The organism is Ruminococcoides intestinale (assembly GCF_040095935.1).
Classification (GTDB): domain Bacteria; phylum Bacillota; class Clostridia; order Oscillospirales; family Acutalibacteraceae; genus Ruminococcoides; species Ruminococcoides intestinale.
In genome coordinates this window covers 738,297-761,409 of record NZ_JBBMFQ010000001.1, presented here as the reverse complement: position 1 = coordinate 761,409, position 23,113 = coordinate 738,297, and the positions used below count along the sequence as shown (strand labels likewise).

The 23,113-nt window shown below is 40.2% G+C and carries 18 protein-coding genes and 1 other RNA gene; 11 read left to right on the top strand and 8 right to left on the bottom strand.

Annotation, left to right across the window (positions count from 1 at the left end):
* The first annotated feature begins 8 nt into the window (after positions 1–8).
* Positions 9–1,274 carry a phosphoribosylamine--glycine ligase gene (purD, locus tag WMO31_RS03615; RefSeq protein WP_367999217.1) on the top strand — a complete coding sequence of 422 codons (1,266 nt, stop codon included), beginning with the start codon at positions 9–11 and terminating at the stop codon, positions 1,272–1,274.
* A gap of 36 nt (positions 1,275–1,310) precedes the next feature.
* Here the strand turns inward: purD and spo0A are convergent, their stop codons facing one another.
* Positions 1,311–2,081 carry a sporulation transcription factor Spo0A gene (spo0A, locus tag WMO31_RS03610; RefSeq protein ID WP_367286174.1) on the bottom strand — a complete coding sequence of 257 codons (771 nt, stop codon included), beginning with the start codon at positions 2,079–2,081 and terminating at the stop codon, positions 1,311–1,313.
* A 148-nt stretch (positions 2,082–2,229) separates the two neighbouring features.
* Positions 2,230–3,252: a SpoIVB peptidase gene (gene spoIVB / locus WMO31_RS03605; protein ID WP_187299881.1), complete on the bottom strand. Its 1,023-nt coding sequence runs from the start codon at positions 3,250–3,252 to the stop codon at positions 2,230–2,232.
* A gap of 175 nt (positions 3,253–3,427) precedes the next feature.
* Between spoIVB and WMO31_RS03600 the strand changes: the two genes are divergently transcribed.
* The gene (locus WMO31_RS03600; protein WP_367999216.1) at positions 3,428–5,815 is read left to right on the top strand and encodes an HAD-IC family P-type ATPase; all 2,388 of its coding nucleotides are present in this window, start codon (positions 3,428–3,430) and stop codon (positions 5,813–5,815) included.
* On the top strand, positions 5,793–7,139 hold the full coding sequence (locus WMO31_RS03595; protein ID WP_367999215.1) for a CCA tRNA nucleotidyltransferase: 1,347 nt from the start codon (positions 5,793–5,795) through the stop codon (positions 7,137–7,139). Before WMO31_RS03600 ends, WMO31_RS03595 begins: the two co-directional genes overlap by 23 nt.
* Positions 7,140–7,191: 52 nt before the next feature.
* On the opposite strand, the gene WMO31_RS03590 is transcribed toward WMO31_RS03595, so the two are convergent.
* From WMO31_RS03590 to WMO31_RS03580, 3 genes are read right to left on the bottom strand one after another with little or no spacing between them, the layout of a single operon-like run.
* Entirely contained in the window at positions 7,192–7,932 is a 741-nt protein-coding gene (locus WMO31_RS03590; protein WP_021883029.1) for an amino acid ABC transporter ATP-binding protein, read from the bottom strand.
* Positions 7,922–9,448, bottom strand: a complete 1,527-nt coding sequence (locus tag WMO31_RS03585; RefSeq protein ID WP_304017984.1) for an ABC transporter substrate-binding protein/permease — start codon at positions 9,446–9,448, stop codon at positions 7,922–7,924. The genes WMO31_RS03590 and WMO31_RS03585 overlap by 11 nt, the downstream gene beginning before the upstream one ends.
* A 48-nt stretch (positions 9,449–9,496) precedes the next feature.
* Complete coding sequence (locus WMO31_RS03580) at positions 9,497–10,669, bottom strand: NAD(P)-dependent malic enzyme (RefSeq protein ID WP_367999214.1); 1,173 nt, start codon at positions 10,667–10,669, stop codon at positions 9,497–9,499.
* A gap of 116 nt (positions 10,670–10,785) precedes the next feature.
* Between WMO31_RS03580 and rnpB the strand changes: the two genes are divergently transcribed.
* An RNA gene (rnpB, locus tag WMO31_RS03575) (RNase P RNA component class A) lies at positions 10,786–11,131 on the top strand.
* A 228-nt stretch (positions 11,132–11,359) separates the two neighbouring features.
* Entirely contained in the window at positions 11,360–13,960 is a 2,601-nt protein-coding gene (locus tag WMO31_RS03570) for a starch-binding protein (protein ID WP_367999213.1), read from the top strand.
* Between the two features lie 201 nt (positions 13,961–14,161).
* Here the strand turns inward: WMO31_RS03570 and WMO31_RS03565 are convergent, their stop codons facing one another.
* The 3 genes from WMO31_RS03565 to WMO31_RS03555 are packed head-to-tail and all read right to left on the bottom strand — an operon-like array spanning position 14,162 to position 17,510.
* Entirely contained in the window at positions 14,162–15,754 is a 1,593-nt protein-coding gene (locus WMO31_RS03565; RefSeq protein WP_303829950.1) for an NAD(P)/FAD-dependent oxidoreductase, read from the bottom strand.
* A complete protein-coding gene (locus tag WMO31_RS03560) occupies positions 15,751–16,983 on the bottom strand; it encodes an aminoacetone oxidase family FAD-binding enzyme (RefSeq protein WP_303829952.1) in 1,233 nt (410 codons plus the stop codon). Before WMO31_RS03560 ends, WMO31_RS03565 begins: the two co-directional genes overlap by 4 nt.
* A 50-nt stretch (positions 16,984–17,033) precedes the next feature.
* Positions 17,034–17,510, bottom strand: coding sequence for a COG2426 family protein (locus WMO31_RS03555; protein ID WP_303829954.1), 477 nt, complete (start codon positions 17,508–17,510; stop codon positions 17,034–17,036).
* A gap of 196 nt (positions 17,511–17,706) precedes the next feature.
* Between WMO31_RS03555 and WMO31_RS03550 the strand changes: the two genes are divergently transcribed.
* From WMO31_RS03550 to WMO31_RS03525, 6 genes are read left to right on the top strand one after another with little or no spacing between them, the layout of a single operon-like run.
* Positions 17,707–18,177 (top strand): VanZ family protein, encoded by a 471-nt coding sequence (locus WMO31_RS03550; protein ID WP_367999212.1) that lies wholly within the window; start codon positions 17,707–17,709, stop codon positions 18,175–18,177.
* Positions 18,178–18,208: 31 nt separating this feature from the next.
* Positions 18,209–19,591, top strand: coding sequence for an MATE family efflux transporter (locus WMO31_RS03545; RefSeq protein WP_303829958.1), 1,383 nt, complete (start codon positions 18,209–18,211; stop codon positions 19,589–19,591).
* 51 nt (positions 19,592–19,642) lie between these two features.
* Positions 19,643–20,023, top strand: a complete 381-nt coding sequence (locus WMO31_RS03540; RefSeq protein WP_303829960.1) for a hypothetical protein — start codon at positions 19,643–19,645, stop codon at positions 20,021–20,023.
* 43 nt (positions 20,024–20,066) lie between these two features.
* On the top strand, positions 20,067–20,606 hold the full coding sequence (locus WMO31_RS03535) for a site-2 protease family protein (RefSeq protein WP_181315152.1): 540 nt from the start codon (positions 20,067–20,069) through the stop codon (positions 20,604–20,606).
* Positions 20,607–20,618: 12 nt separating this feature from the next.
* A complete protein-coding gene (locus WMO31_RS03530; protein WP_117911221.1) occupies positions 20,619–22,475 on the top strand; it encodes a TIGR03960 family B12-binding radical SAM protein in 1,857 nt (618 codons plus the stop codon).
* Positions 22,450–23,109 carry a TIGR03936 family radical SAM-associated protein gene (locus WMO31_RS03525; protein WP_293637126.1) on the top strand — a complete coding sequence of 220 codons (660 nt, stop codon included), beginning with the start codon at positions 22,450–22,452 and terminating at the stop codon, positions 23,107–23,109. Before WMO31_RS03530 ends, WMO31_RS03525 begins: the two co-directional genes overlap by 26 nt.
* Positions 23,110–23,113 lie beyond the last annotated feature (4 nt).

Here is a 23,113-nt window from a genome sequence, read left to right as displayed (position 1 = left end):
GTGCAGTTATGAAAATTTTAATGATTGGTTCGGGCGGCAGAGAGCACGCTTTAATTAAAAAGCTTCTTGAAAGTCCTAAATGCACAAAGCTTTATTGCGCTCCCGGCAACGGCGGTATTTCAAGAGATGCCGAGCTTGTTAATATCGGAGTTATGGATAAAGAAAATATGGTTAAGTTTGCAAAGGACAATGCAATTGACCTCGTTTTTGTAGCTCCTGATGATCCGCTTGCTGACGGTATGGTTGACGCTATGCAGGCGGCTGGAATCAGAGCATTCGGCCCTAATGCAAATGCCGCTATTATTGAGGCGTCAAAGGTTTTCTCAAAAAATCTCATGAAGAAATACGGCATACCTACTGCAAAGTATGAAGTATTCAATGACGCTCAGAAAGCAATTGACTATATAAAAAACGAAAATACCGCTCCCGTTGTTGTAAAAGCTGACGGTCTTGCACTCGGCAAGGGCGTAATTATTGCTCAATCTGTTGATGAGGCAATTGAAGCAGTCAAAGAAATTATGGAGGACAAGAAGTTTGGCGACTCAGGTAACAATATCGTTATAGAAGAGTTTCTTACAGGTCCCGAGGTTTCTGTTCTTGCATTTACAGATAGTAAGTGCGTAAAACCTATGGTCAGCTCAAAAGACCACAAGCGTGCTTTTGATAATGACGAAGGTCTTAACACAGGCGGTATGGGCACAATCAGCCCGAACCCGTATTATACAGATGAGATTGCCAAGGAATGTATGGATACAATCTTTATCCCTACAATTGAGGCGATGAATAAAGAGGGTAGACCTTTTAAGGGTTGTCTGTACTTTGGACTTATGATTACACCGAACGGTCCAAAGGTTATTGAATACAATGCCCGTTTCGGCGATCCTGAGGCTCAGGTTGTTCTTCCAAGACTTAAAACTGACCTTGTAGATATCTGTGAGGCTGTTATTGACGAAAAGCTTTCCGACCTTGACATTGAATGGGACAACGGTGCTGCGGCTTGTGTTGTTATGGCAAGCGGCGGATATCCTGTTTCATACAAAAAGGGTATAGAGATGTTCGGTCTTAATGATAACGGCGGTGTCGATGGCGCAATCGTTTATCATGCCGGCACTAAGTACGAAAACGGAAAGTTCTATACAAACGGCGGTCGAGTTCTCGGTGTTACTGCAACAGCGGATACACTTGATGAGGCACTTGAAAAGGCATATGCAGCAGTAGAAAAAATTTCCTTTGAAGGCGCTCATTACAGACACGATATCGGCAAAACTAAATAATATATTAAGAGCCACTCATTACGAGCGGCTCTTTTTTCAGCCTGCATTTTTAATCTGCAGTCTTAATTTGTCAGAAATCATGGCAATAAATTCGCTGTTTGTGGGCTTACCTCTGTCGTTGTGAATTGTATATCCGAAATATGAGTTCAGAACATCAATGTCACCTCGATCCCATGCAACCTCAATTGCGTGTCTTATAGCTCTTTCAACCCGTGAAGAGGTTGTTTCGTACTTTTTGGCAACCGACGGATAGAGCTGTTTTGTCACGGCATTGATAATTTCAGGATGCTCAACAGACATAATGATTGAATCACGCAGATAGTGATAGCCTTTGATGTGAGCCGGAACTCCTATTTCATGGAGAATATCGGTCACTTTCATTTCAATTCCGAAAGCGTCGATAACTCTGCCTCTGCCAAAATTGTTTTTCTTGCTCAAATCCGATAAATCGCTGATAATAGTGCTTAATTCGGAAATGTTATACGGCTTCAACACAAAATACGATGCGCCAGAATTCATAATTTCACGCTCCAGAACAGGACTGTGAAAAGAGGAATATACCATAAAAACAGGCACTTTCGTGCTTTCTCGTGTAATGCTTCTCATAACACCGATTGCGTCAAGCCTTGTCATAAAAGAATCCATCAGTACAACATCAGGGCTTTCTCTTTTAATTTTATCGCACAATTCTTCTCCGTCTTTTGCGCAGAAAATCACGGAAATATTCTTACCCTGTAAGATATTAAGATTTTCCTGCGTAAATTCGGAAGCGTCATCGGTTACGATTAGTTTTATTTTGTTGTTCATTGTGATTTCCCCCAGTAATTTTTGTTGTACTAATATTACCACAAAATGGTAAAGATGGCAATACCTTCCATAAAACTTTTTTAAAAAATTGAGAAAAAAGTTTTATATTTTGCGTTAGTAAATCAAAAATGAACAAACCATCATATATTTAGTGTTGATTATTGTAGCGATTTGCCATATATTGTGCAAATACACCGTAACCCTCTTTTGGATTATTCAGAAAAACATGGGTAACAGCGCCAATAATTTTGCCGTTTTGAACTATCGGACTGCCGCTCATACCCTGTACAATACCGCCGCAATTTTCGAGCAATCTGCTGTCGGTTATTTTTATGACAAAATTTTCATTTGATGTCATATCACGGTTGCATATTCTTTTGATTTCAATATCATATTCCTGCGGCGTATCTCCGACAGGCGTTGTTACCATAACAGCCTTTCCTGTTTTTACCTCATCGTTATTTGCAATCAGATATTTCTTGTTTCTTTTATAATTTCCATTCGTTAAATCTCCGAAAATTCCTAAAGGGGAGTTTACGCTCAAATTACCAAACTTTACATCGGTAAAATATCCGCAGAAACTGCCGGCTTTACCGCAGACGCTTTTTTCAATGCCGCTGATTTCAGCCCGAACCGCTTCTCCCGATTTTAACGGTAACAAAGCAGCCGTGTCACAGTCGCATATTCCATGACCGAGTGCGGCAAAATAATTATTGCTGTCATCATAATAGGTCATAGTTCCGATGCCTGCACAGCTGTCACGAACCCACGCACCGAGGAGATATACTCCCACGGTATTTTTAATCGGCAAAACGGTTTTATTTTCGGTTTTGCCGTTTCTGTCAATTTCAACAGTAATTTCATTGCCGTTTGATTTTTCAATTTCAGACTTTAATTCTTCATTTGTGCTGATCTTTGTATTATTTACTTTCTTTATAATATCGTTTACTTTAAGTCCGCCGTCTTTTGCGGGGCAAACATATTTTTCACCGTCGTAGTAGCTTTCAAGCTTGATTATCATTGCTCCGTTAGCATAAAATTTAACTCCGAAAGCCTCACCGCCAATGTAAACCTCATTTTTATCATCAGCGGCATAAGGCGAAAAAGTCGAAACAGTAAATAATAATGTGAAAATCAGGGCAACTGATATAATTTCTTTAAATTTTCGCAAAAAATTCACCTTCTTTCCGTTGCCTTTATTATGATTTGCATTTATAATATAAATTAGTGCGTTGATGAAAATATTAAAAATGTTACTGGCAGAGGATTTTCCGAAAAGGCGATAAACAGCCGTGCATTGTAAATTATTTTCTGAAATTATATCATTTTCTTATTATGAGGTATATATGGAAAACATAAATTCTAACCTTGTCGGTCTTACCGATTCCGAAGTTCAAAAGCGTATAGATGAGGGAAAGGTAAATATTTCAACTAATATTAAAACTAAATCAATCAAAAGAATATTTTGTGATAACATTTTTACGCTTTTCAATCTTATAAATGTAATTTTGCTTGCGGCACTGATTTTTGTGGGTTCACACAAGAATATGCTTTTTATCGGTGTTGTTATCGCAAATATAATTATAGGTATAGTTCAGGAAATTCGTTCCAAAATAAGCGTTGACAAGCTGACTATTTTGTCTGAGAAAAAAATCAATGTTCTCAGAAACGGTAAAATTGCAGAAATAAGTAAAGATGAGATTGTTCTTGATGATATTCTTGTGCTTTCAAGAGGAAGCCAGATTCCTGCCGACTGCATTGTATGCGACGGCAACTGCAGAGTCAACGAAAGTTTGCTTACAGGCGAATCAAATCTCATTGAAAAAAATGTCGGAGATGAACTGCTCTCGGGCAGTTTTATTGCGGCAGGAAAATGCTATGCTCAGGCTGTAAAGGTCGGAGCCGATTGCTATGCCGCTAAGATAAATAACGAAGCCAAATATATTAAAAAAGTAAATTCTCAGATTATGGAGTCATTCAATTTCATTATCAAAATCTGTACATTTGTACTTTTCCCGATTGGCATTGCATTTTTCATTCGACAATTCACCCTGCCCGATGCAACATTGCAGTCTGCTGTAATCAGCACTGTTGCGTCGCTTGTCGGTATGATTCCAAAGGGAATGATTCTTCTTACAAGTTCTGTTCTTGCAGTATCAATTATCAGGCTTTCATCTAAAAAGGTTCTTGTACAAGAAATGTATTGCATTGAAACACTTGCAAGAGTCGATGTGCTTTGTCTTGATAAAACGGGAACGCTTACAACAGACGAAATGACGGTAACAGGTGTTATTCCGTTTGGGGCTGATGAAAATAAAATCAAGAAAGCACTTTCTTCAATTGTAAAAGCGTCCGATGAACTGAATGCAACTTTGTATGCACTGCGTGACTATTCGGATTCCGTTTCACCGTATGAGTGCAGTAAATTCTGCGATTTTTCGTCTGAAACAAAATGGTCGGGCGGTACATTTGAAAACGGCAAGACCTACATAGTCGGTGCGACTGAATGTATTTTAAAAAGCAGAGAAAAGTATTCCGAGGTGTATTCTGAGATTGAAAAGATAAATCAAACCGTCAGAATCCTTGTTCTTGCTGAAAGCGATAGTGAACCGGACAAAGACTCATTGCCTGATGATTTAAAACCGCTTGCACTCATTCTTATCAAGGATAAACTTCGTGATAATGTAAATGAAACGGTAAAATATTTTAAGGAACAAGGGGTCACCTTAAAGGTAATTTCAGGCGACAGCGTTAAAACTGTTAAAAATATTGCAATTGATACAGGAATTGAGGGTGCAGAAAATGCAATCGATATGTCAACCGTAACAACAGATGAAGAGCTTGAAGATGCGGCAGAGCGTTGTAATGTGTTTGGCAGAGTAACTCCGGCTCAAAAGAAAAAGCTTGTGGTTGCCCTTAAAAAGCACGGACATTCGGTTGCTATGACAGGTGACGGAGTAAATGATGTTCTCGCACTCAAAGAGGCGGATTGCTCCGTAGCTATGGCGTCAGGCAGTGATGCCGCACGAAATGTGTCACAGCTTGTACTTGTTAATAATGACTTTGGCGCAATGCCGAGCGTTGTGGCAGAGGGCAGACGAACAATCAATAACCTTGAACGAAGCTCTGCACTCTATCTTGTTAAGACGATTTATTCGGTTATACTCTCAATTTTCTTCATATTCTTCCGCACAGGATATCCCTTTGAACCGATACAGCTTACGCTTGTCGGTGCATTAACGGTTGGATTGCCTTCATTGGTTCTCGCACTTCAACCGAATAAAGATATAGTAAAAGGTAATTTCACCGTAAATATAATAGCAAGATCACTCCCAACAGCTTTTTGTATTTCGGCAGATACAATATTACTCGCAATTTTAAAGTATATGACAGATATGCCACAGGCACAGTTTTCAACTCTCTGCGTATATCTTACTGCATTTTCATGTATGCTGCTTGTAATCAGATTATCAATCCCGTTCAATCCGCTCATAGCCGTTATGGTCATCGGATGTTCCGCAGGAATAATAATCGGTTCAATCTTCTTCGGCGGATTGTTCTCACTTGCACCGCTTACATTTGAAAACATCATATTGCTTGTAATCTTTGCTGTAGGCACATTTGTTGTATTTAATGTACTCTACAATGTAGCACAGCACTATATAGAAAAATTCAAAAAGGAAAGTCATCTTAAACTGACTGCAAAAAGAAATGCAAATAAACAAAAACGCTGAAAAATTAATCAGACAACTGAATAATCAAGGTTATGAGGCTTTTATAGTAGGCGGTTGTGTTCGTGATTATCTTCTAGGATTGACTCCGCATGATACAGATATTTGTACAAACGCTTTGCCCGAGCAGACAAAAAAATGCTTTGAGGCTTATCATACTTTTGATACAGGTATCAAACACGGCACAATTTCCGTTGTATGCGGCGGTGAAGTCTATGAAATCACAACCTACCGTATTGACGGTGATTATTCCGATAACCGTCATCCGGACAGCGTAAGCTTTACACGAAACATAAATGAAGATTTGCAACGCCGTGACTTTACGGTAAATGCAATGGCATATAACGCTGAATACGGTCTTGTCGATCCATACGGCGGTAAAAATGATCTTAAAGATAAAATTATCCGTTGTGTCGGAAATCCCGATACACGCTTTAACGAGGATGCTCTGCGAATCTTGCGGGCATTACGCTTTGCCTCTGTTTACGGATTTTCAATTGAAGAGAACACATCAAAGTCTATATTTAAAAATGCAGACTTGCTAAAAAACATTGCAACAGAGCGTGTGACTTCGGAATTTTTAAAGCTCATCTGCGGTAAGGATGCCGTAAAAATTCTTGACGCTTACCGAGAAACGATTGCTGTTATTATCCCTGAAATTACCGTTATGTTCAATTTCAATCAGAACAACATTCATCATTCGTATGATTTATGGCAACATACCCTGACTGCACTCGGTACAATTGAGCCGAATCCCATACTTCGTATGACAATGCTTCTGCATGGCATCGGCAAGCCTTCTGTTAAAACCACCGACAACAGCGGTCAATCGCATTTTCAGGGACATCAGCTTGAAAGTAAAAAAATTGCAGACAGAATTCTGCACAGACTAAGATTACCGTCTGATTTTATTAACAAAACTCTTCTGCTTATTGAATATCATGATGTCCGTTTTAACGGCAGTAAAAAGCTTATGAAAAAGGTTATGAATGTACTCGGTACAGACCTTACAAAGCAGTTGTTAGAGGTCGAATATGCCGATATATCTGCCCAGTCTGAATATCAGCGAGAAGAAAAGCTCGGATATCTTAAAACGGCTAAAATACATCTTAATGAAATAATCAAAGATAACGAATGTTTTAAGATGAGTCAGCTTGATATCAACGGTAAAGATGTTTTAAACCTTGGCGTAAAAGAGGGAAGAGATGTCGGAAATATTCTCGATTATCTTCTAATGCTTGTAGTAGATGCAAATGTCCCAAACAAAAAATCAATACTCATATCAAAAGCCAAAGAATATATTTACGGTAATCAAATAAATAAGTAATTAAAAAAGAGGATTTCAGCGAAAACTGAAATCCTCTGATTTTTGTTTAAAATTAAAGAACCTTTGATAAAAATTCCTTTAAACGGTCGTCCTGCGGATTATTGAAGAACTCCTGCGGATTGTTCTTTTCTTTGATAACACCGTCGTCAATAAAAACAACATCGGTTGCAACTTCCTTTGCAAAGCCGATTTCGTGAGTAACAACAACCATTGTCATACCTGCCTTGGCAAGCTCTTTCATAACATCAAGAACTTCGCCGACCATTTCGGGGTCAAGTGCAGATGTCGGCTCGTCAAAAAGGAGAACATCGGGATTCATCGCAAGTGCTCTTACAATTGCAATACGCTGTTTCTGACCGCCTGAAAGCTGATTTGGATATGCGTTTGCCTTTTCGGCAAGTCCTACACGCTCCAAAAGATCCATAGCGTCTTTTTTAGCCTCATCTTTGCTCTTGCCAAGAAGCTTGACAGGAGCCATTGTAAGGTTGTCAATAACAGTCTTGTGGGGGAAAAGGTTAAACTGCTGGAACACCATTCCCATTTTTTGACGGTGAACATTTATATTAACCTTTGGATCCGTAATATCGGTACCCTCAAAGAAAATGTGACCGCCTGTCGGTTCTTCAAGTCTGTTAAGGCAACGGAGAAAAGTTGACTTACCCGAGCCTGAAGGACCGAGAACAACAACTACATCGCCTTTAAAAATGTCAATATCAATACCTTTAAGAACCTGAATATCCTTACCAAATGATTTTTCAAGTCCTCTTACGGAGATTAATGCGTTATCTTTCACTCTTTTTCAATCTCCTTTCAAATCTTCTGAGGATGTACGAAAGCACAAGTACAATTACAAGGTAAATCAATGCAACCGTAATAAGCGGGAAGAATGCCTCGTAAGTTCTTGAACGAATCATATTACCAATATATGTGATATCTGCAAGTGCAACATAACCTGCAACCGAAGTTTCTTTGAGAAGTGTAATAATTTCATTGCCGAGTGCAGGAAGAACATTTTTAATTGCCTGCGGAAGAACGACCATTGTCATTGTCTGTCTGTTGTTAAAACCGAGTGAACGGCTTGCCTCAGTCTGACCGATGTCAACAGCCATAATGCCCGAACGAACAATTTCTGCAACATAAGCGGCAGAGTTCATGCCAAATGCAATGATTGCGGCAAAGATACCGTTTCTTACAGATGCAAGAATAATGTAATACATAATCATCAACTGAACTACAACAGGTGTGCCTCTGATAACAGTAATGTAGATGTTGCAAATCACATTAAAGAATTTCAGAACACAATCACCGAAGCTCCTGCATTTTCTCTTGTCAAGCTGAATATCGTGAGTAGCTCTTACAAGAGCAATGACAAAACCGATAATAACACCGATAATACCTGCAAACAATGTGATTTCAAGGGTTACAAGCAAACCGCTTAAAAGCTGCTGCCATCTGTTATCTGTGATGAATGTGTTTTTAAAGCTTTCACCGAGATTGCCGAACAAACTGCCTGATGCACTGTCGTTTACGATAATAACCTGAGTTGTGTTTGCATATGAAGTTGAAAAGTCGATATTTTTTCTTCTTTCCGGTGTGTCGGTCATACCCGCCATACCGAAATCGTCTTTGCCGGTCTGAACAGCAGTGATAACAGAATCAAATTCCATATCATCAATAACAAGTTTTTTACCAAGCTTGTCACAGATTGCTGTAGCCATCATCGGATCAAGACCGACAATTTTACCGCCTTCAACATATTCATACGGTGGAAAAGCAGCGTTCGTAGCCATATGAAGTTCACCGTCATACTTGATATCCTTAGGTGATTCATAGGGTACGGTATCGGTATTACCCTCTATGTAATAGCTTTTGATTTTGTCCAGAACGCCCTCGTCTTTAAGCTCTGCAAGAGCTTTGTCGATTTTTTCGGTGAGTTCATGATTTTCCTTTGAAATGCAGATTGCATACTGCTCTTCCGCAAAAGGTTCATCAAGAATTTTTAGTCCTGCATTTGCTTTTACAAATTCCTTTGCCGGTTCACTGTCAATTACAACACAGTCGATTTTATTCTGTGTAAGAGCTACGATAGCGTCGGCACCCTTGCTGTAACGCATAACCTTGGTGCCGTCAGCCTCATAGTCAGATACAAAAGTATCGCCGGTTGTACCTGTCTGAACACCTACGGACGCTCCTTTGATATCATCGGCAGTCTTAATTTCCTTAACCGATGAATCACCGCATCCGGTGAACAGAAAAACAGTGGAGAACAGCATTGAAATCAGTACCAATAAAGTAACTGTCTTTTTCATTGTTTTCCTCTTTTTCTTTCTCTTAAAATATTTATTTGCAAATCTTTATCAGATTCTTGCAACGCCTGTCTCAACAGCGGCATTCTTAACAGCCTCAGCAACAGTTTTACCGATTCTCTTGTCAAATGCCTCGGGAAGAATATAATCTGCATTAAGTTCTTCGTCGCTCACGAGTGAAGCAATTGCAAAAGATGCGGCAACTTTCATTTCTTCGTTAATATCGCTTGCACGGCAGTCGAGAGCACCTCTGAAAATACCCGGAAAAGCGAGTACATTATTAATCTGGTTAGGAAAGTCACTTCTGCCTGTACCTACAACAGCCGCACCTGCCTTTTTAGCAATGTCAGGCATAATCTCGGGAGTCGGATTAGCCATAGCAAAAAGGATAGGATCCTTAGCCATTGACTTAACCATTTCTTCGCTTACGCAACCTGCGGCAGAAATTCCGAGGAATACATCAGCACCCTTCATTGCATCTGCAAGCGAACCTTCAAGGTGAGAAAGGTTAGTAATTTCAGCCATTTCCTGTTTAACAGCGTTAAGTCTCGGATCACCCTTGCAGATAATACCCTTACTGTCGCAAAGCGTAATGTCCTTTACACCCATATTAAGAAGGTGCTTTGCAATTGCAATACCTGCCGCACCTGCACCGTTCATAACAACCTTGATTTCGTCAAGCTTCTTGTGAACAAGCTTGAGTGAGTTGATAAGACCTGCGGCAACAATAACGGCAGTACCGTGCTGGTCATCGTGGAAAATCGGAATATCGCACTTCTCTTTGAGTTTCTTTTCAATTTCAAAGCATCTCGGAGCGGCAATATCCTCAAGATTGATTCCGCCGAATGAACCGCTGATAAGGTAAATTGCGTTTACAATTTCGTCAACATCCTTACTTCTTACGCAAATAGGAAATGCGTCAACATCGCCGAATTCCTTAAAAAGCGCACATTTGCCCTCCATAACAGGCATACCTGCCTCAGGACCTATGTCACCAAGACCGAGAACAGCTGTACCGTCGGTTACAACGGCAACAAGGTTGTTTCTTCTTGTGAGTTCAAAAGACTTGTCATAGTCCTTCTGAATTTCAAGACACGGTTCTGCAACACCCGGAGTATAGGCAAGAGAGAGGTCTTCAGCCGAGTTAATCGGAACTCTTGAAACAACTTCAATCTTACCGTTCCACTCATAGTGTTTTTTGAGTGATTCTTTTCTGATATCCATATCGGTAACTCCTTATAATTAATTCCCTTTCATTATACCCCTAAAAAGCCGTTATATCAAGTAAAAATCACAAAATTCATTTGACTTTTGTACAAAAAAGGTATAAAATAAATGTGCGAGTGTGTTGAACAGCTGCGAGCAGCTGCCGAAAGGTACTGTGCGAGGAAAGTCCGGGCTTCACAGAGCAATAATAACGGCTAACGGCCGCCGGAGGCGACTCCAGGGATAGTGCAACAGAAAATTACCGCCATTATATGGTAAGGATGGAAAGGTGAGGTAAGAGCTCACCGGAGGGCAGGAGACTGCTCTGCCGTGTAAACCCTATTTGAAGCAACACCGTGGTAGGACATTATACGCTTGCTCGGCGTGTCCTTAGGAGGTGGCATCGAGCAGATTCGGTAACGGTCTGCCAAGATAGATGGCTGTTCACGACAAAACCCGGCTTACAGACACAGTCGCATATTAAGGCACCTTTTATGGGTGCTTTAATATTATTGTCGAATTTTAGCAATTTGTACAAATATTATGCACATTTGCAATTAATTTAAAAATGCATTGCATTTATGCTGCTATTTATTGTACTTTGCTTTATGCTGAAATCTATTGAAATTGATTTAATTTGATTAGTTTCAGCTGACTGATTCGACACATAGTAGAGTTTTGAAATTAATTTGAAAGGTGTGTAAAAATTTGAAAACAAAATCAAAAATACTCAGCGCAATATTGAGCGTGAGCATCCTGTCGGCAAGCCTATCTGCCTTTGTATCCGGTTCACTCGGTGTTCAGGCGGCAGAAAGCTCGCCAACCGTATCGGCTAATAAGTACAAACTCAAAGATAATATTCAGGACGGTGTAATTTTACATTGTTTTGACTGGACTTATAACGATATTAAGGCTGAATTGCCTAAAATTGCAAAAGCCGGATTTACAAGTATACAGACTTCTCCGGCACAGCCAAACGGAACAGGTACTTGGTATTGGTTATATCAGCCAATTTCATTCAGTATCGGAACAAATGGTGTCGGCACAAAGGCTGAACTTCAGTCGCTTTGTGATGAGGCAGAAAAGTACGGGATTAAGATTATTGTCGATGTTGTCGCTAACCATTTGAGAGGCGATCACAACAACATAGACAACGATTTAAAGCCATCCGAGTATTGGCATACCTTCGGCGGAGGTATTGACTGGAAAAACCGTTGGCAGGTAACACACGGCTCGATTGGTATGCCGGACATTGCAACCGAAAATCCATATGTTCAGCAAAAAGTCTGCAACTATGTTCAGGAACTCAAGTCGGTAGGTGTTGACGGACTTCGTTGGGACGCTGCAAAACACATTGGCGTTCCGAGTGAGGGCGACGATTTCTGGAAATCGGTAACACAGTACGGCCTTTATAACTACGGCGAAATTCTCGGTGGTCCCGATGACCGTTCGACAGGCAATGAAGACATTATGAAAGAGTATACCGATTATATTTCTGTCACAGACAGTAACTACGGTAAAGAACTCCGTGATTCGTTTAATTCGGGCAAAGCTCCTACTTCAAGCGGAAACTGGAGTGAAAAAGGCATTTCAAACGATAAGCTTCTTTATTGGGGTGAAAGCCATGATACATGGTCAAACAACAAAGACTGGGGCTTTTCAAATGAAATGAGTCAGAATGTTATTGACCGTGCATATGCGGTTGCGGCAAGCCGTAATAAAGTTACTGCTCTTTATTTTTCCCGTCCTTCTTCAACTAACAAAGAAAGTATCAAAATGGGAGAAAAAGGCTCAACTCATTTCACCAGCAGTGAGGTTGCCCAAATTAATAAGTTCCATAATGCAATGGACGGCAAAGCCGATTACTACACCGTGTCAGACGGTTGTTCTGTAATTACCCGTAAAGACGGCGGTGCTGTTATCGTAAAAGGCAGCGGAAGCGGCGAGGTATCGGTAGAAAACGGCGGCGGTTACGCAAAACCCGGTACATATACGGACGCTGTTTCAGGCAATACATTTACAATTACATCAAGCACCATTTCAGGTACAATAGGTTCATCAGGTATAGCAGTAGTCTATGATGCCGAACCCGAAGGACCTTCAGCGTCAGTAAATCCTGGTTCAACAAACTACAATACAGATGAGCTCACACTTACGCTCAATTGCAAGAATGCAAAAAATGCTCAGTATTCAATTGATGACGGTGCATTTGTAAACTACACAAACGGTCAGCAAATTACAATCGGTACAAACCTTGCTTACGATACTGTAACCACAGTAACAGTAAAAGCAAGCGACGGCAAGACAACATCCGATCCGGAAACATATACATACACAAAGGTAGACCCGAATGCCGTAAAGGTTGTTGCTTATGATAACTCATCAACCAAGTGGTCTAAGGTCAATGCATATTTCTGGAGTGATGATAATAAAGAAATGACATCGTGGCCGGGCAAGAAAATGACCGACAAGGGTAATAATATTTTTGATATTGAAGTGCCTGACGGTGCAAAATATGTAATCTTCAACAACGGTGACAGTCAGACAGATGACCTCAGGATTGCAGACGGTAATAAAATTTACAGCAACGGTTCTTGGCAGAACTATTCGACTGTAAAACCCACTCAGCCGACAACAGCTCCTTCCACGACAGTCCGTCCTACTACAATCGCAACTCAGTCTACCACATCACAGCCTACCACAACTCAGCCTGCTACAACACAGCCGTCTACAACTCAGCCGGTAACAGAGCCTTCAAACAGAATTCTTATCGGTGATGTTGATTTAAACGGAACAATTACAGTCTGTGATTCAACAGAGGTTCAAAGATACATTGCTTGCATATCGACTTTAAGCGATGAGGCTCTCATTGCGGCTGATGTAAACAAGGATTCTGTTATTTCTGTAAAAGACGCAACTATGATTCAGGCTTATATCGTTAAGCTTATTGTTGAAGACTCATACTGCGGTACTTACACAGAAAATGTTGCACCCACCCAGCCTACAACAAATGTCACAGAGCCAACAACCGAACCGACTTCAATTCAGACGAAGAATTATGTTTATTTCAATAATACGGAAAACTGGTCAACAGTAAATGTCTATGCATGGAGTTCAACAGATTCGACTTATATGAGCTGGCCCGGCAAGGCTATGGAAAGTATAGGTAATAACACCTACAGATTTGAACTTCCGAATGGTGCAGAATATGCTATATTCAATAACGGTTCAGCACAGACAGGTGACTTAAAAATCCCCGATGTAAATATGATTTACTCAAACGGACAGTGGAGTAAATACTCCAAGTAAAATTTAACAAGTTTATCTAAGAGCCGCCCCGCACAATCAAGCGCATTTTGCTGTTTTGATTTTTACTGTCGGGGCGGTACTGTTATTTGTTTAAATCACAATACAAAATAAACCGCCTCTAAACAATGATATGCCCCCTAAAAGTCAGTTTTTTGCTCTGACCTTTAGGGGGCGTTTCACAATCCGATTGATTTCGGAGGTTTATTTATCCGATTTTTCTATAATTTTTTCGGCACATTTAATGCCGTCAACTGCGGCGGAGATAATTCCGCCTGCATAACCTGCACCTTCACCGCACGGATACAGTCCTTCAATAAGTACACTTTCGAGTGTATCTGTTTTTCTCATTATTCTGACGGGAGAAGAGCTTCTGCTCTCAACGCCGGTCAAAACAGCGTCACCGTCATCAAATCCGTGTAACATTCTGCCCATTTTCACAATGCCCTGAGCCATTGAAGTGCTGACATATTCAGGCAAAATCTCGTTCAGATTTGAAAACTCATAATTCGGACCGATACTCGGCTTTACATCACCAAGGTGAGTTGATTTTCTGTTATTAAGAAAATCGTCAACTCTTTGTATGGGTGCATTATAATTTTCACCGCCGGCAACGAATGCTTTTGATTCAAGCTTTCTCTGCAAATACATTCCGGCAAGCGGATGGTCGGATTCATAATCATCCGGGTTTATTCCTACAAGCAACGCTGAATTTGAATTATCGGCATCTCGAGCAAATTCACTCATACCGTTGGTGCAAAGTCTGTTTTCTTCGCTTGATGCATTGACGACCTTGCCACCGGGACACATACAAAATGTATACACACCCCGTCCGTTATCAAGGTGCGTACTTAGCTTATAATTTGCCGAGCCGAGTTTTTTATTGCCCGCAAACCTGCCGTATTGTGCCTTGTCAACTTTTTCACGAAGATGTTCGATTCTTGCTCCTACCGAGAAAGGCTTTGCCTCAATCGGCAACTTTAAATCATAAAGCATCTCAAAAGTATCCCTTGCACTGTGACCGATTGCAAGAATAACATTGTCTGTTTCTATAATTTCATCGCCGTTAGCCGTTTCAACGGTTATAGATTTTAGCTTGTTATCACTAAAAGCCATTGAAACAAGCTTCGTTTCAAACATAACCATTCCGCCGAGTTCAATAATCTCGTTGCGGATATTTTTTATTGTTCCTTTTAGCATATCCGTTCCGATATGCGGCTTTGCGTTATAGAGAATTTCATCAGGTGCGCCGTGGCTTACAAATTCTTCAAGCACCTTGCGTTGTCTTATATCTTTTGTACCTGAATTCAGTTTGCCGTCAGAAAATGTTCCCGCACCGCCTTCACCAAACTGAACATTTGAAGTTATGTCAAGCTTACCGCTTGTCCAGAACCTGTTCACATCGGCAGTTCGCCTGTCAACGTCACGACCTCTTTCAATAAGAATTGGCTTTGCACCGCTTCTTGCCAGAATAAGTGCCGCAAACAATCCAGCCGGACCTGCTCCGACAACAATGGGGGAGGGTGCATTGCCAAATTTCATTTGATTATATTCATACTTTCTCGCAATTTGAGCGTTACCGCACTTTTTGCATACCTTTTCCTCGTTGATATTAAGTTCAGCGTCAACGGTTGTAAGAAAGTAGATATTATCCTTTTTTCTTGCGTCAACCGATCTGCGAAAAATCTTACAGCTTTTTATGGATTTTTCTTCAATCCTCAGCTGTTGGGCAACTGCCTTGCGAACCGATTTATCATCGTAGTCAAGGCTTAAATGTATATTGTTCACTCTGATCATAAATTTTCTCCTGCAATAATTCCTCCGGCAAATGCAAAATGAAGATTAAATCCTCCGCATTCACCGCAAAGGTCAATTGCCTCACCACATATAAAAAGATTTTTCACAATTTTACTCATCATAGTGTTTTCGTCAATCTCTTTGCCTAAAACACCGCCCAAAGCACATTGTGCGTGTGAGAAATCCTCTTTTCCGCTTACTGTAAATGACATCGATTTTATTGTTTTGCAAATTCCCGATACTTCGTCTTTTGAAAGCTTGGAACAAATCTTTGACAAATCAACTCGGCTGATTTTCAGAATTGCCTGTCCGATTCTCTTCTGAAAAATTCCTGTCAAAAGCTGTTCACACGGCAAATCAGAAAACAATGATATATGTTGTTTGATTATTTTAATCAGCTCATTTTCCGAATAATCGGGCAATAAATCAAGCACTATTTTGTCGTTCGGTTTAGCAAATAATGAAAGATTGAATACGCAAATTCCCGACAACGAATTCTCGGTAAATTGAATTTCGCCTGTTTCTTCCTTGATTAATCGACCGTGTTCACCGTATAACTGTGCCTTGCCCGTAACTCTCAGACCTTTTAATATTTTCAGAACATTGCTTTTAACCTTAACAGGGCATAAAGCAGGGGAGAACGAAACAACCTTATGACCGAAATTTTTAAGATAATCAATTGCACTTGCATTTCCGCCAAGCTTAGGTGCGGCTTTTGAACCGTTTGCAATCACAAGCTTGTTACATATGAAATCGTACTTTTTTTCGCTGTCATCAGACGAAATTTTAAAACCGTTTGAAACTTTTTTTATAGAATTGACATTCTGTTTTGTGAAAACATCTATTCCGAGTGTTTCAACCTGTAAGCGCAGAACATCCAGAACAGATGCGGCGTGTTTGCTTATCGGGTAATATCTGCCCTCGTTATCGTAAAAACTTAAAAGACCGAAGTTTTTAAAAATATTCGCCATCTCATCACCGCTGAATCTTTCAAAAATTTTTTTACTCTGCTTTTTGAAAGAACCGACATATTTATCGGGAGATATACAGTGATTTGTCAGATTACATCTGCCGTTGCCTGTTGACATCAGCTTTTTGCCTAATCTGTCATTTTTTTCTATTATTGCAATTTTCTTTGAACGGTCATGTTTCCTTGCTGTGATTGCACACATAAGTCCCGATGCACCGCCGCCGATTATAATTGCATCATATATATTTTTCTTTTCCATTTTATAAATTCACCAAAAAATAAGGGCAGCGATGTGCTGCCCAAAATTATTTACGGAGCAAAAATAAAGTTGATTCCGTTTGCAACAAGTACCGAACCGATACCCATTATAATACCTGCGATAACAACACCGCACATAACGGCTATAACGCTTTTCTTAAATCCGAGGTCAAGAATACTTGCCGCAAGTGTTCCTGTCCATGCGCCTGTGCCGGGAAGAGGAATGCCTACGAAAAGCATAAGTGCAATAAACATTCCGTTGCCTGCTTTTGCCTCAAGTTTTCTGCCGCCTTTTTCGCCTTTTTCAAGACAGAAAGAAAAGAATCTGCCGATAAACTTCTTGTCAGAACCCCAAACAAGAACCTTTCTTGCAAAGAGGTAGATAATTGGAACCGGGAGCATATTGCCTAAAATGCAGATTACATATGTCCAAAAAAGATTTAAGTCATTTGCAACCGCAACAGGCACAGCACCTCTGATTTCTACTATCGGAACCATTGAAATAAAAAATACTATTAAATACCACATATTTGCTCCTTAGAAATTATATTTTGCCAATACCTGATAAGTATAACAGATTTAAAAGTTTTTTTCAATATTTGAGCAAGATAAAATCTTCCATAATAAAGCCTTAAAATTTGATTTATTTATACATTATGATAAATAATTATTCAAAAGTTGACATTGACTGAATAATCTGTAAAATATATTGTGGAGTGATTTAATGAAAACGAATTCCTGTTCAATGCGATTCAGAATAATTATGTTTGTTTTGACCGCGTCAGTGATTGCATTTGCGTTTATTCATTCTTCAATGCCGTTAGTTGAGTCGGCACAAGAGAGTGAAAGCGTCCTTGATTTTGTCACAGTAATTTTAAAATTATTCGGAATTGAGCCGAATCTTTCGGACCACATAATCAGAAAGCTTGCTCATTTTACGGAATATACCGTTCTGGGAGCATTGCTCTGTTCATGTGCCTATTCATTTGACAGAATCAAGCCGATAAAATTTGTACCCTACATCGTTTCAATCGGACTGTTTACCTGTTTTGTTGATGAAACAATCCAACTTGGGGTTGAGGGAAGATCGGGACAGGTGAGCGATATGTGGATTGACTTTTTCGGTGTGTTGCTCGGTACGGCTGTAATGCTTGTTGCATTTTGGATTTACAGGAAGATACGAAAGATCAACTAACTATATGTATGCGAATAAGAAGGGAATCAGTATGGAAAATATGGAAAATTCAGTAAAGCCCCATGAAAATAAAATGGGAACTATGCCGATGACAAGGCTCATTCTGACAATGAGTCTGCCTGCAATTTTTTCAATGACAATTCAGGCAATGTATAATGTTGTTGACAGTATTTTTATCGGCAACTATGACGCAGACGGACTGACCGCAACTTCGCTTGCGTATCCTCTGCAAATGCTTTTGATTGCGTTTGCAGTCGGTACGGCAGTCGGTGTAAACTCGTTTGTTTCAAGAAAATTAGGTGAGAAAAATTTTGTTCAGGCAAACGACGGAGCAACGCACGGTCTTGTAACCTGTATTTTTAATTATGTAATATTTTTATTGCTCGGACTTTTTGCGGTTCGCCCGTTTATGGCAATGTACACGCAGAATGAGGCTATTCTCAATTACGGAATCCAGTATCTGACGGTTGTACTTTGCTTCTCGTTCTTTTCAATTGTACAGATTATGGTTGAAAAAACACTTCAGGCAACAGGCAATATGATATTCCCGATGTTATCCCAGCTTTTCGGTGCAATTGTAAATATTATTTTTGACCCGCTCCTGATTTTCGGTATAGGAATTTTCCCTGAAATGGGCGTTCTCGGTGCGGCAATTGCTACTGTATTCGGTCAATTCTGCGGTATGGTTTTCTGCCTTTGCATTCTTTTCTTCAAGAATAACGAAGTTAAAGTTTCGTTCAAACATTTCAAATTGAATGGTTCCACATTGAAATCTATCTATGTTGTAGGCTTTCCGTCTGTAATTATGCAGTCAATAGGTTCCGTTATGATTATCGGACTCAATGCAATTCTTGCTGTTTCGGAGGCTGCCGTTACTGTTCTCGGTATCTATTATAAATTACAGAGCTTTGTATTCATGCCTTGTTTCGGACTCAATCAGGGCGTAATGCCGATTATCGGTTATAACTACGGTGCAAGAAAGAAAAAGAGAATGTATTCCGCTTTAAAGCGCGGCATCATCATTGGCGTAATTATTATGGCGGTCGGCACAATTCTTATGTGGACAATCCCCGAACAGCTTATTGCTATGTTTGGCGGCACACAGGATATTATGGATATCGGTGTCCCTGCATTCAGAATCATCAGCCTTTGCTTTATTCCTGCTGCTGCCGGCATTATCTTTACAACACTTTTTCAGGCAGTCGGAAAGGGATTGCGCAGTCTTATTATGTCATTCTGCCGTCAGCTTGTACTCATTCTCCCGATTGCGTGGGTGCTTTCTATGGTGTTTGATTATACAGCCGTATGGTATGCTTTCCCGATTGCGGAATTTTTCTCGTTAATGCTTGCAATTGCATTTTTTGTCAACCTTACAAAAGGCGATTTCAAAAGCCTTGACCAAAAGATTGAATGACGCAGTTAAATTTGTTCACCTCATTGCATATATTGCATTGAGGTGATTTTTTTGACAGAAAATAATGATAACAGAAATACCATTACATATGACGATGACTGGAAATCTGTTTCATATTCGGAATATCCGAAGGTATCGGAGGAGCTTAATTCAGATGAGGAGGATGTGAACTCTTTATCGGCTGAAAATAGTGATGAAAAGAAAAATTCTCCGAAACAGCTTGTGATAACGATTCAGCTTGTGTGTTGTATTCTTATAGCTCTTGCGGCTTTTTTGCTTAATTTATTCGGCGGTGAGGTCTATGCCGCAACACGGGAATGGTACTATTCAAACCTTGAAAAATCCGTTGTTTTTGATACGGGCGATAATAAAATAGATTTATCAAACCTGTTTACTGCAACAAGCGATGAAGTTTCGTCTGCTGAACATTGATTTTACGGTTTCGTATTCACTCGTTTGTCTTGGAGCAATATGTGTGATACTGAATATATTTTTAGGATTTCTATGTTGCGTTATGGCTGTGATTATTCATGAATGTGGTCATCTTTTTGCAATGCTCATTTGCAAATCTCCGCCTGATAAAATCAAAATTTCGCTGTTTGAAATCAAGATTACCAACTCTTCAAGACAGTTAAACACAACCCGTCAGAACATTTTTATAATTTTTTTCGGACCTTTAGTCAATTTCATTTGTTTTATTCTGTTTTATCTGTTATACTTATGTAATAGTGAATTTTTATTGCCGATTGCCATGGCGAACCTTTGCACGGGACTTTTTAATATGCTGCCGGTTATGTCGCTTGACGGCGGACAGCTTATGTATGTTATTCTGTGCAGAAAATTCTCGGAAAAATCAGCCGAAAGAATCATAAATATAACTGCTGTTATAATTCTTTTTCCGCTGACGGTACTCGGCTTTATGGTTTTGCTAAATTCAAAATATAATTTTTCGCTGTTGTTTGTGTGTGCGTATCTCATTGCGTCACTTTTATGTAAAAACAACAGGTACTACTGACGGAGGATTTCTATGGTCAGCAAAGAAGTTGAAAAATTACTTCTGAAAGTTCAAAAGCCGGGAAGATATGTCGGCGGTGAGCTCAACGAAGTAATCAAGGATAAAAAGAAAGTAGATTGCAGATTTGCCTTCTGCTTTCCCGATACCTATGAAGTAGGTATGTCACATCTCGGAATGAAAATTCTTTACAGTCTTATGAACGCTGTGCCGTACATTTGGTGCGAAAGAGTTTTTGCCCCATGGGTTGATATGGAAGAAGAGATGATAAAACACAATATTCCGCTTTATGCGCTTGAAAGCGGAGATCCCGTGTCCGATTTTGACTTTATCGGTTTCACTCTCCAGTATGAACTCAGCTTTACAAATATGCTCAATATGCTCAGGCTTTCGGGTGTGCCGATTAAAAGCTGTGACAGAAAAGAACTTAAAAACATAGTAGTTGCAGGCGGACCGTGTGCCTGCAACCCCGAGCCGATTGCAGACTTTGTCGATATTTTCTTTATCGGTGAGGGTGAAGAGGTTGACCTTGAGGTTATTGAGCTTTTCAGGAAGTGCAGAGCCGAGGGTAAATCAAAACAGGAGTTTCTTGAACTCTCATCTAAAATTGAGGGTGTATATGTTCCTGCACTTTATGATGTAACATATAACGAGGATGGCACAATCAAGTCATTCACTCCAAAAGGAGATGCTCCCGCTAAAATCCACAAGCGTATTATGCTTGATATGGACAAGTCGTTCTATCCTGATAATTTTGTAGTTCCGCTCGTTGAGATAGTTCATGACAGAGCGGTTCAGGAAATTTTCCGTGGCTGTATAAGAGGCTGTCGTTTCTGTCAGGCGGGCATGATTTACCGTCCCGTCCGTGAAAAATCTCCCGAAACTATAAATAAACAATGCAGAGCATTATGTGATAACACGGGTTACGATGAAGTTTCGTTATCTTCACTCAGTTCAAGTGACTACAGTCAGATTGTACCGTTGCTTGACAAGCTAAATGAGTGGAGCAAAGACGAAAAAGTCAGCATTTCACTTCCCTCACTGCGTGTTGACGGCTTTACAGATGACATTATGAATAAGATTAAAACCGTACGCAAGAGCGGACTTACCTTTGCTCCGGAGGCAGGCAGTCAGCGTATGCGTGATGTTATCAATAAAAATGTTCGTGAAGATGAACTTTTGCAGACTTGCACAACTGCTTTTGCAGGCGGCTGGACTACGGTAAAACTCTATTTTATGATTGGTCTGCCTACCGAAACAATGGATGATGTAGCCGCAATTGCCGGCCTTGGTCAGTCTGTAGTTGATGCATATTACAAATGTCCCGAAAAGCCAAAGGGCAAGTCGGTGCGTGTAACCGTGTCTGCATCCTCTTTTGTACCAAAACCGTTCACACCGTTTCAATGGGAACCGCAGGATACAATCCCTGTTCTTCATGAAAAGCAACAGCACATCAAGGACAGTATTACAACAAGAAAAATTCAGTTTAACTATCACGATGCCGATACAAGCTACCTTGAGGCAGTATTTGCAAGGGGTGACAGAAAACTTTGTAAGGTTATGGAGCTTGCATGTGAAAGAGGCTTTCATTTTGACGGTTGGAATGATTGTTTCAGCCTTGAAAAGTGGCTTGAACTCTTTGATGAATGCGGTGTTGATCCGTCATTTTATGCAAACAGACACAGAAGTTTTGATGAAATTCTTCCGTGGGATCATATTGACTACGGTGTAACTAAGGATTTCCTTATCAGAGAATGTAAAAAAGCGTACGCAGATACAACAACACCGCATTGCAGACTGAAATGCAACAACTGCGGTGCGGCTAAATACGGAAAGGGTGTGTGTTTTGAAAAGCGTAAGAATATGGTTTAAAAAAGATTTTGAATGTCGCTATATTTCGCACCTTGATCTCAATCGATGTATGCTCCGTGCATTGCACAAGAGCAAAATCCCTATCTGGCATACAGAAGGATTTAACCCGCATCCGTTTGCAACATTTCCGTTGCCGCTTTCGCTTGGTTTCCGAGGTGTAAACGAATGTATGGATGTCAAGCTTGAGGATGAAAGCTTTCCGTTTGAAGAAATCATCTCAAGGCTTAACGGTTGTCTGCCCAGAGGACTTCGTGTGTTTGATGTAACGGAACCCGTTATGAAAGCCGGAAAGATTGCCTTTGCATCGTTTACAATCAAGATTTCCTGTGACGGTGAAAACTCCCGTACAGTATGCGAGCAACTCAATGAACTGCTGACAAGCGAAAGTATTGAAGTTGAAAAGAAATCTAAAAAAGGCATAAAAACCGTTGACATAAAACAGGGTATAAAGAGCTTTGAAGTAACCGAGAAGTTCGACTTTGCAGAACTTGATGTTGTTTTGTCGGCAGGCAGCTCCGATAATGTGAATCCGAATCTGCTTATATCGGCTTTTGAAAACCGTTTTTTGGTTTCCTGTGATATCGACATCACAAGAAATGACCTCTATAACGCAGATATGGAATTGTTTAGATAGGTGA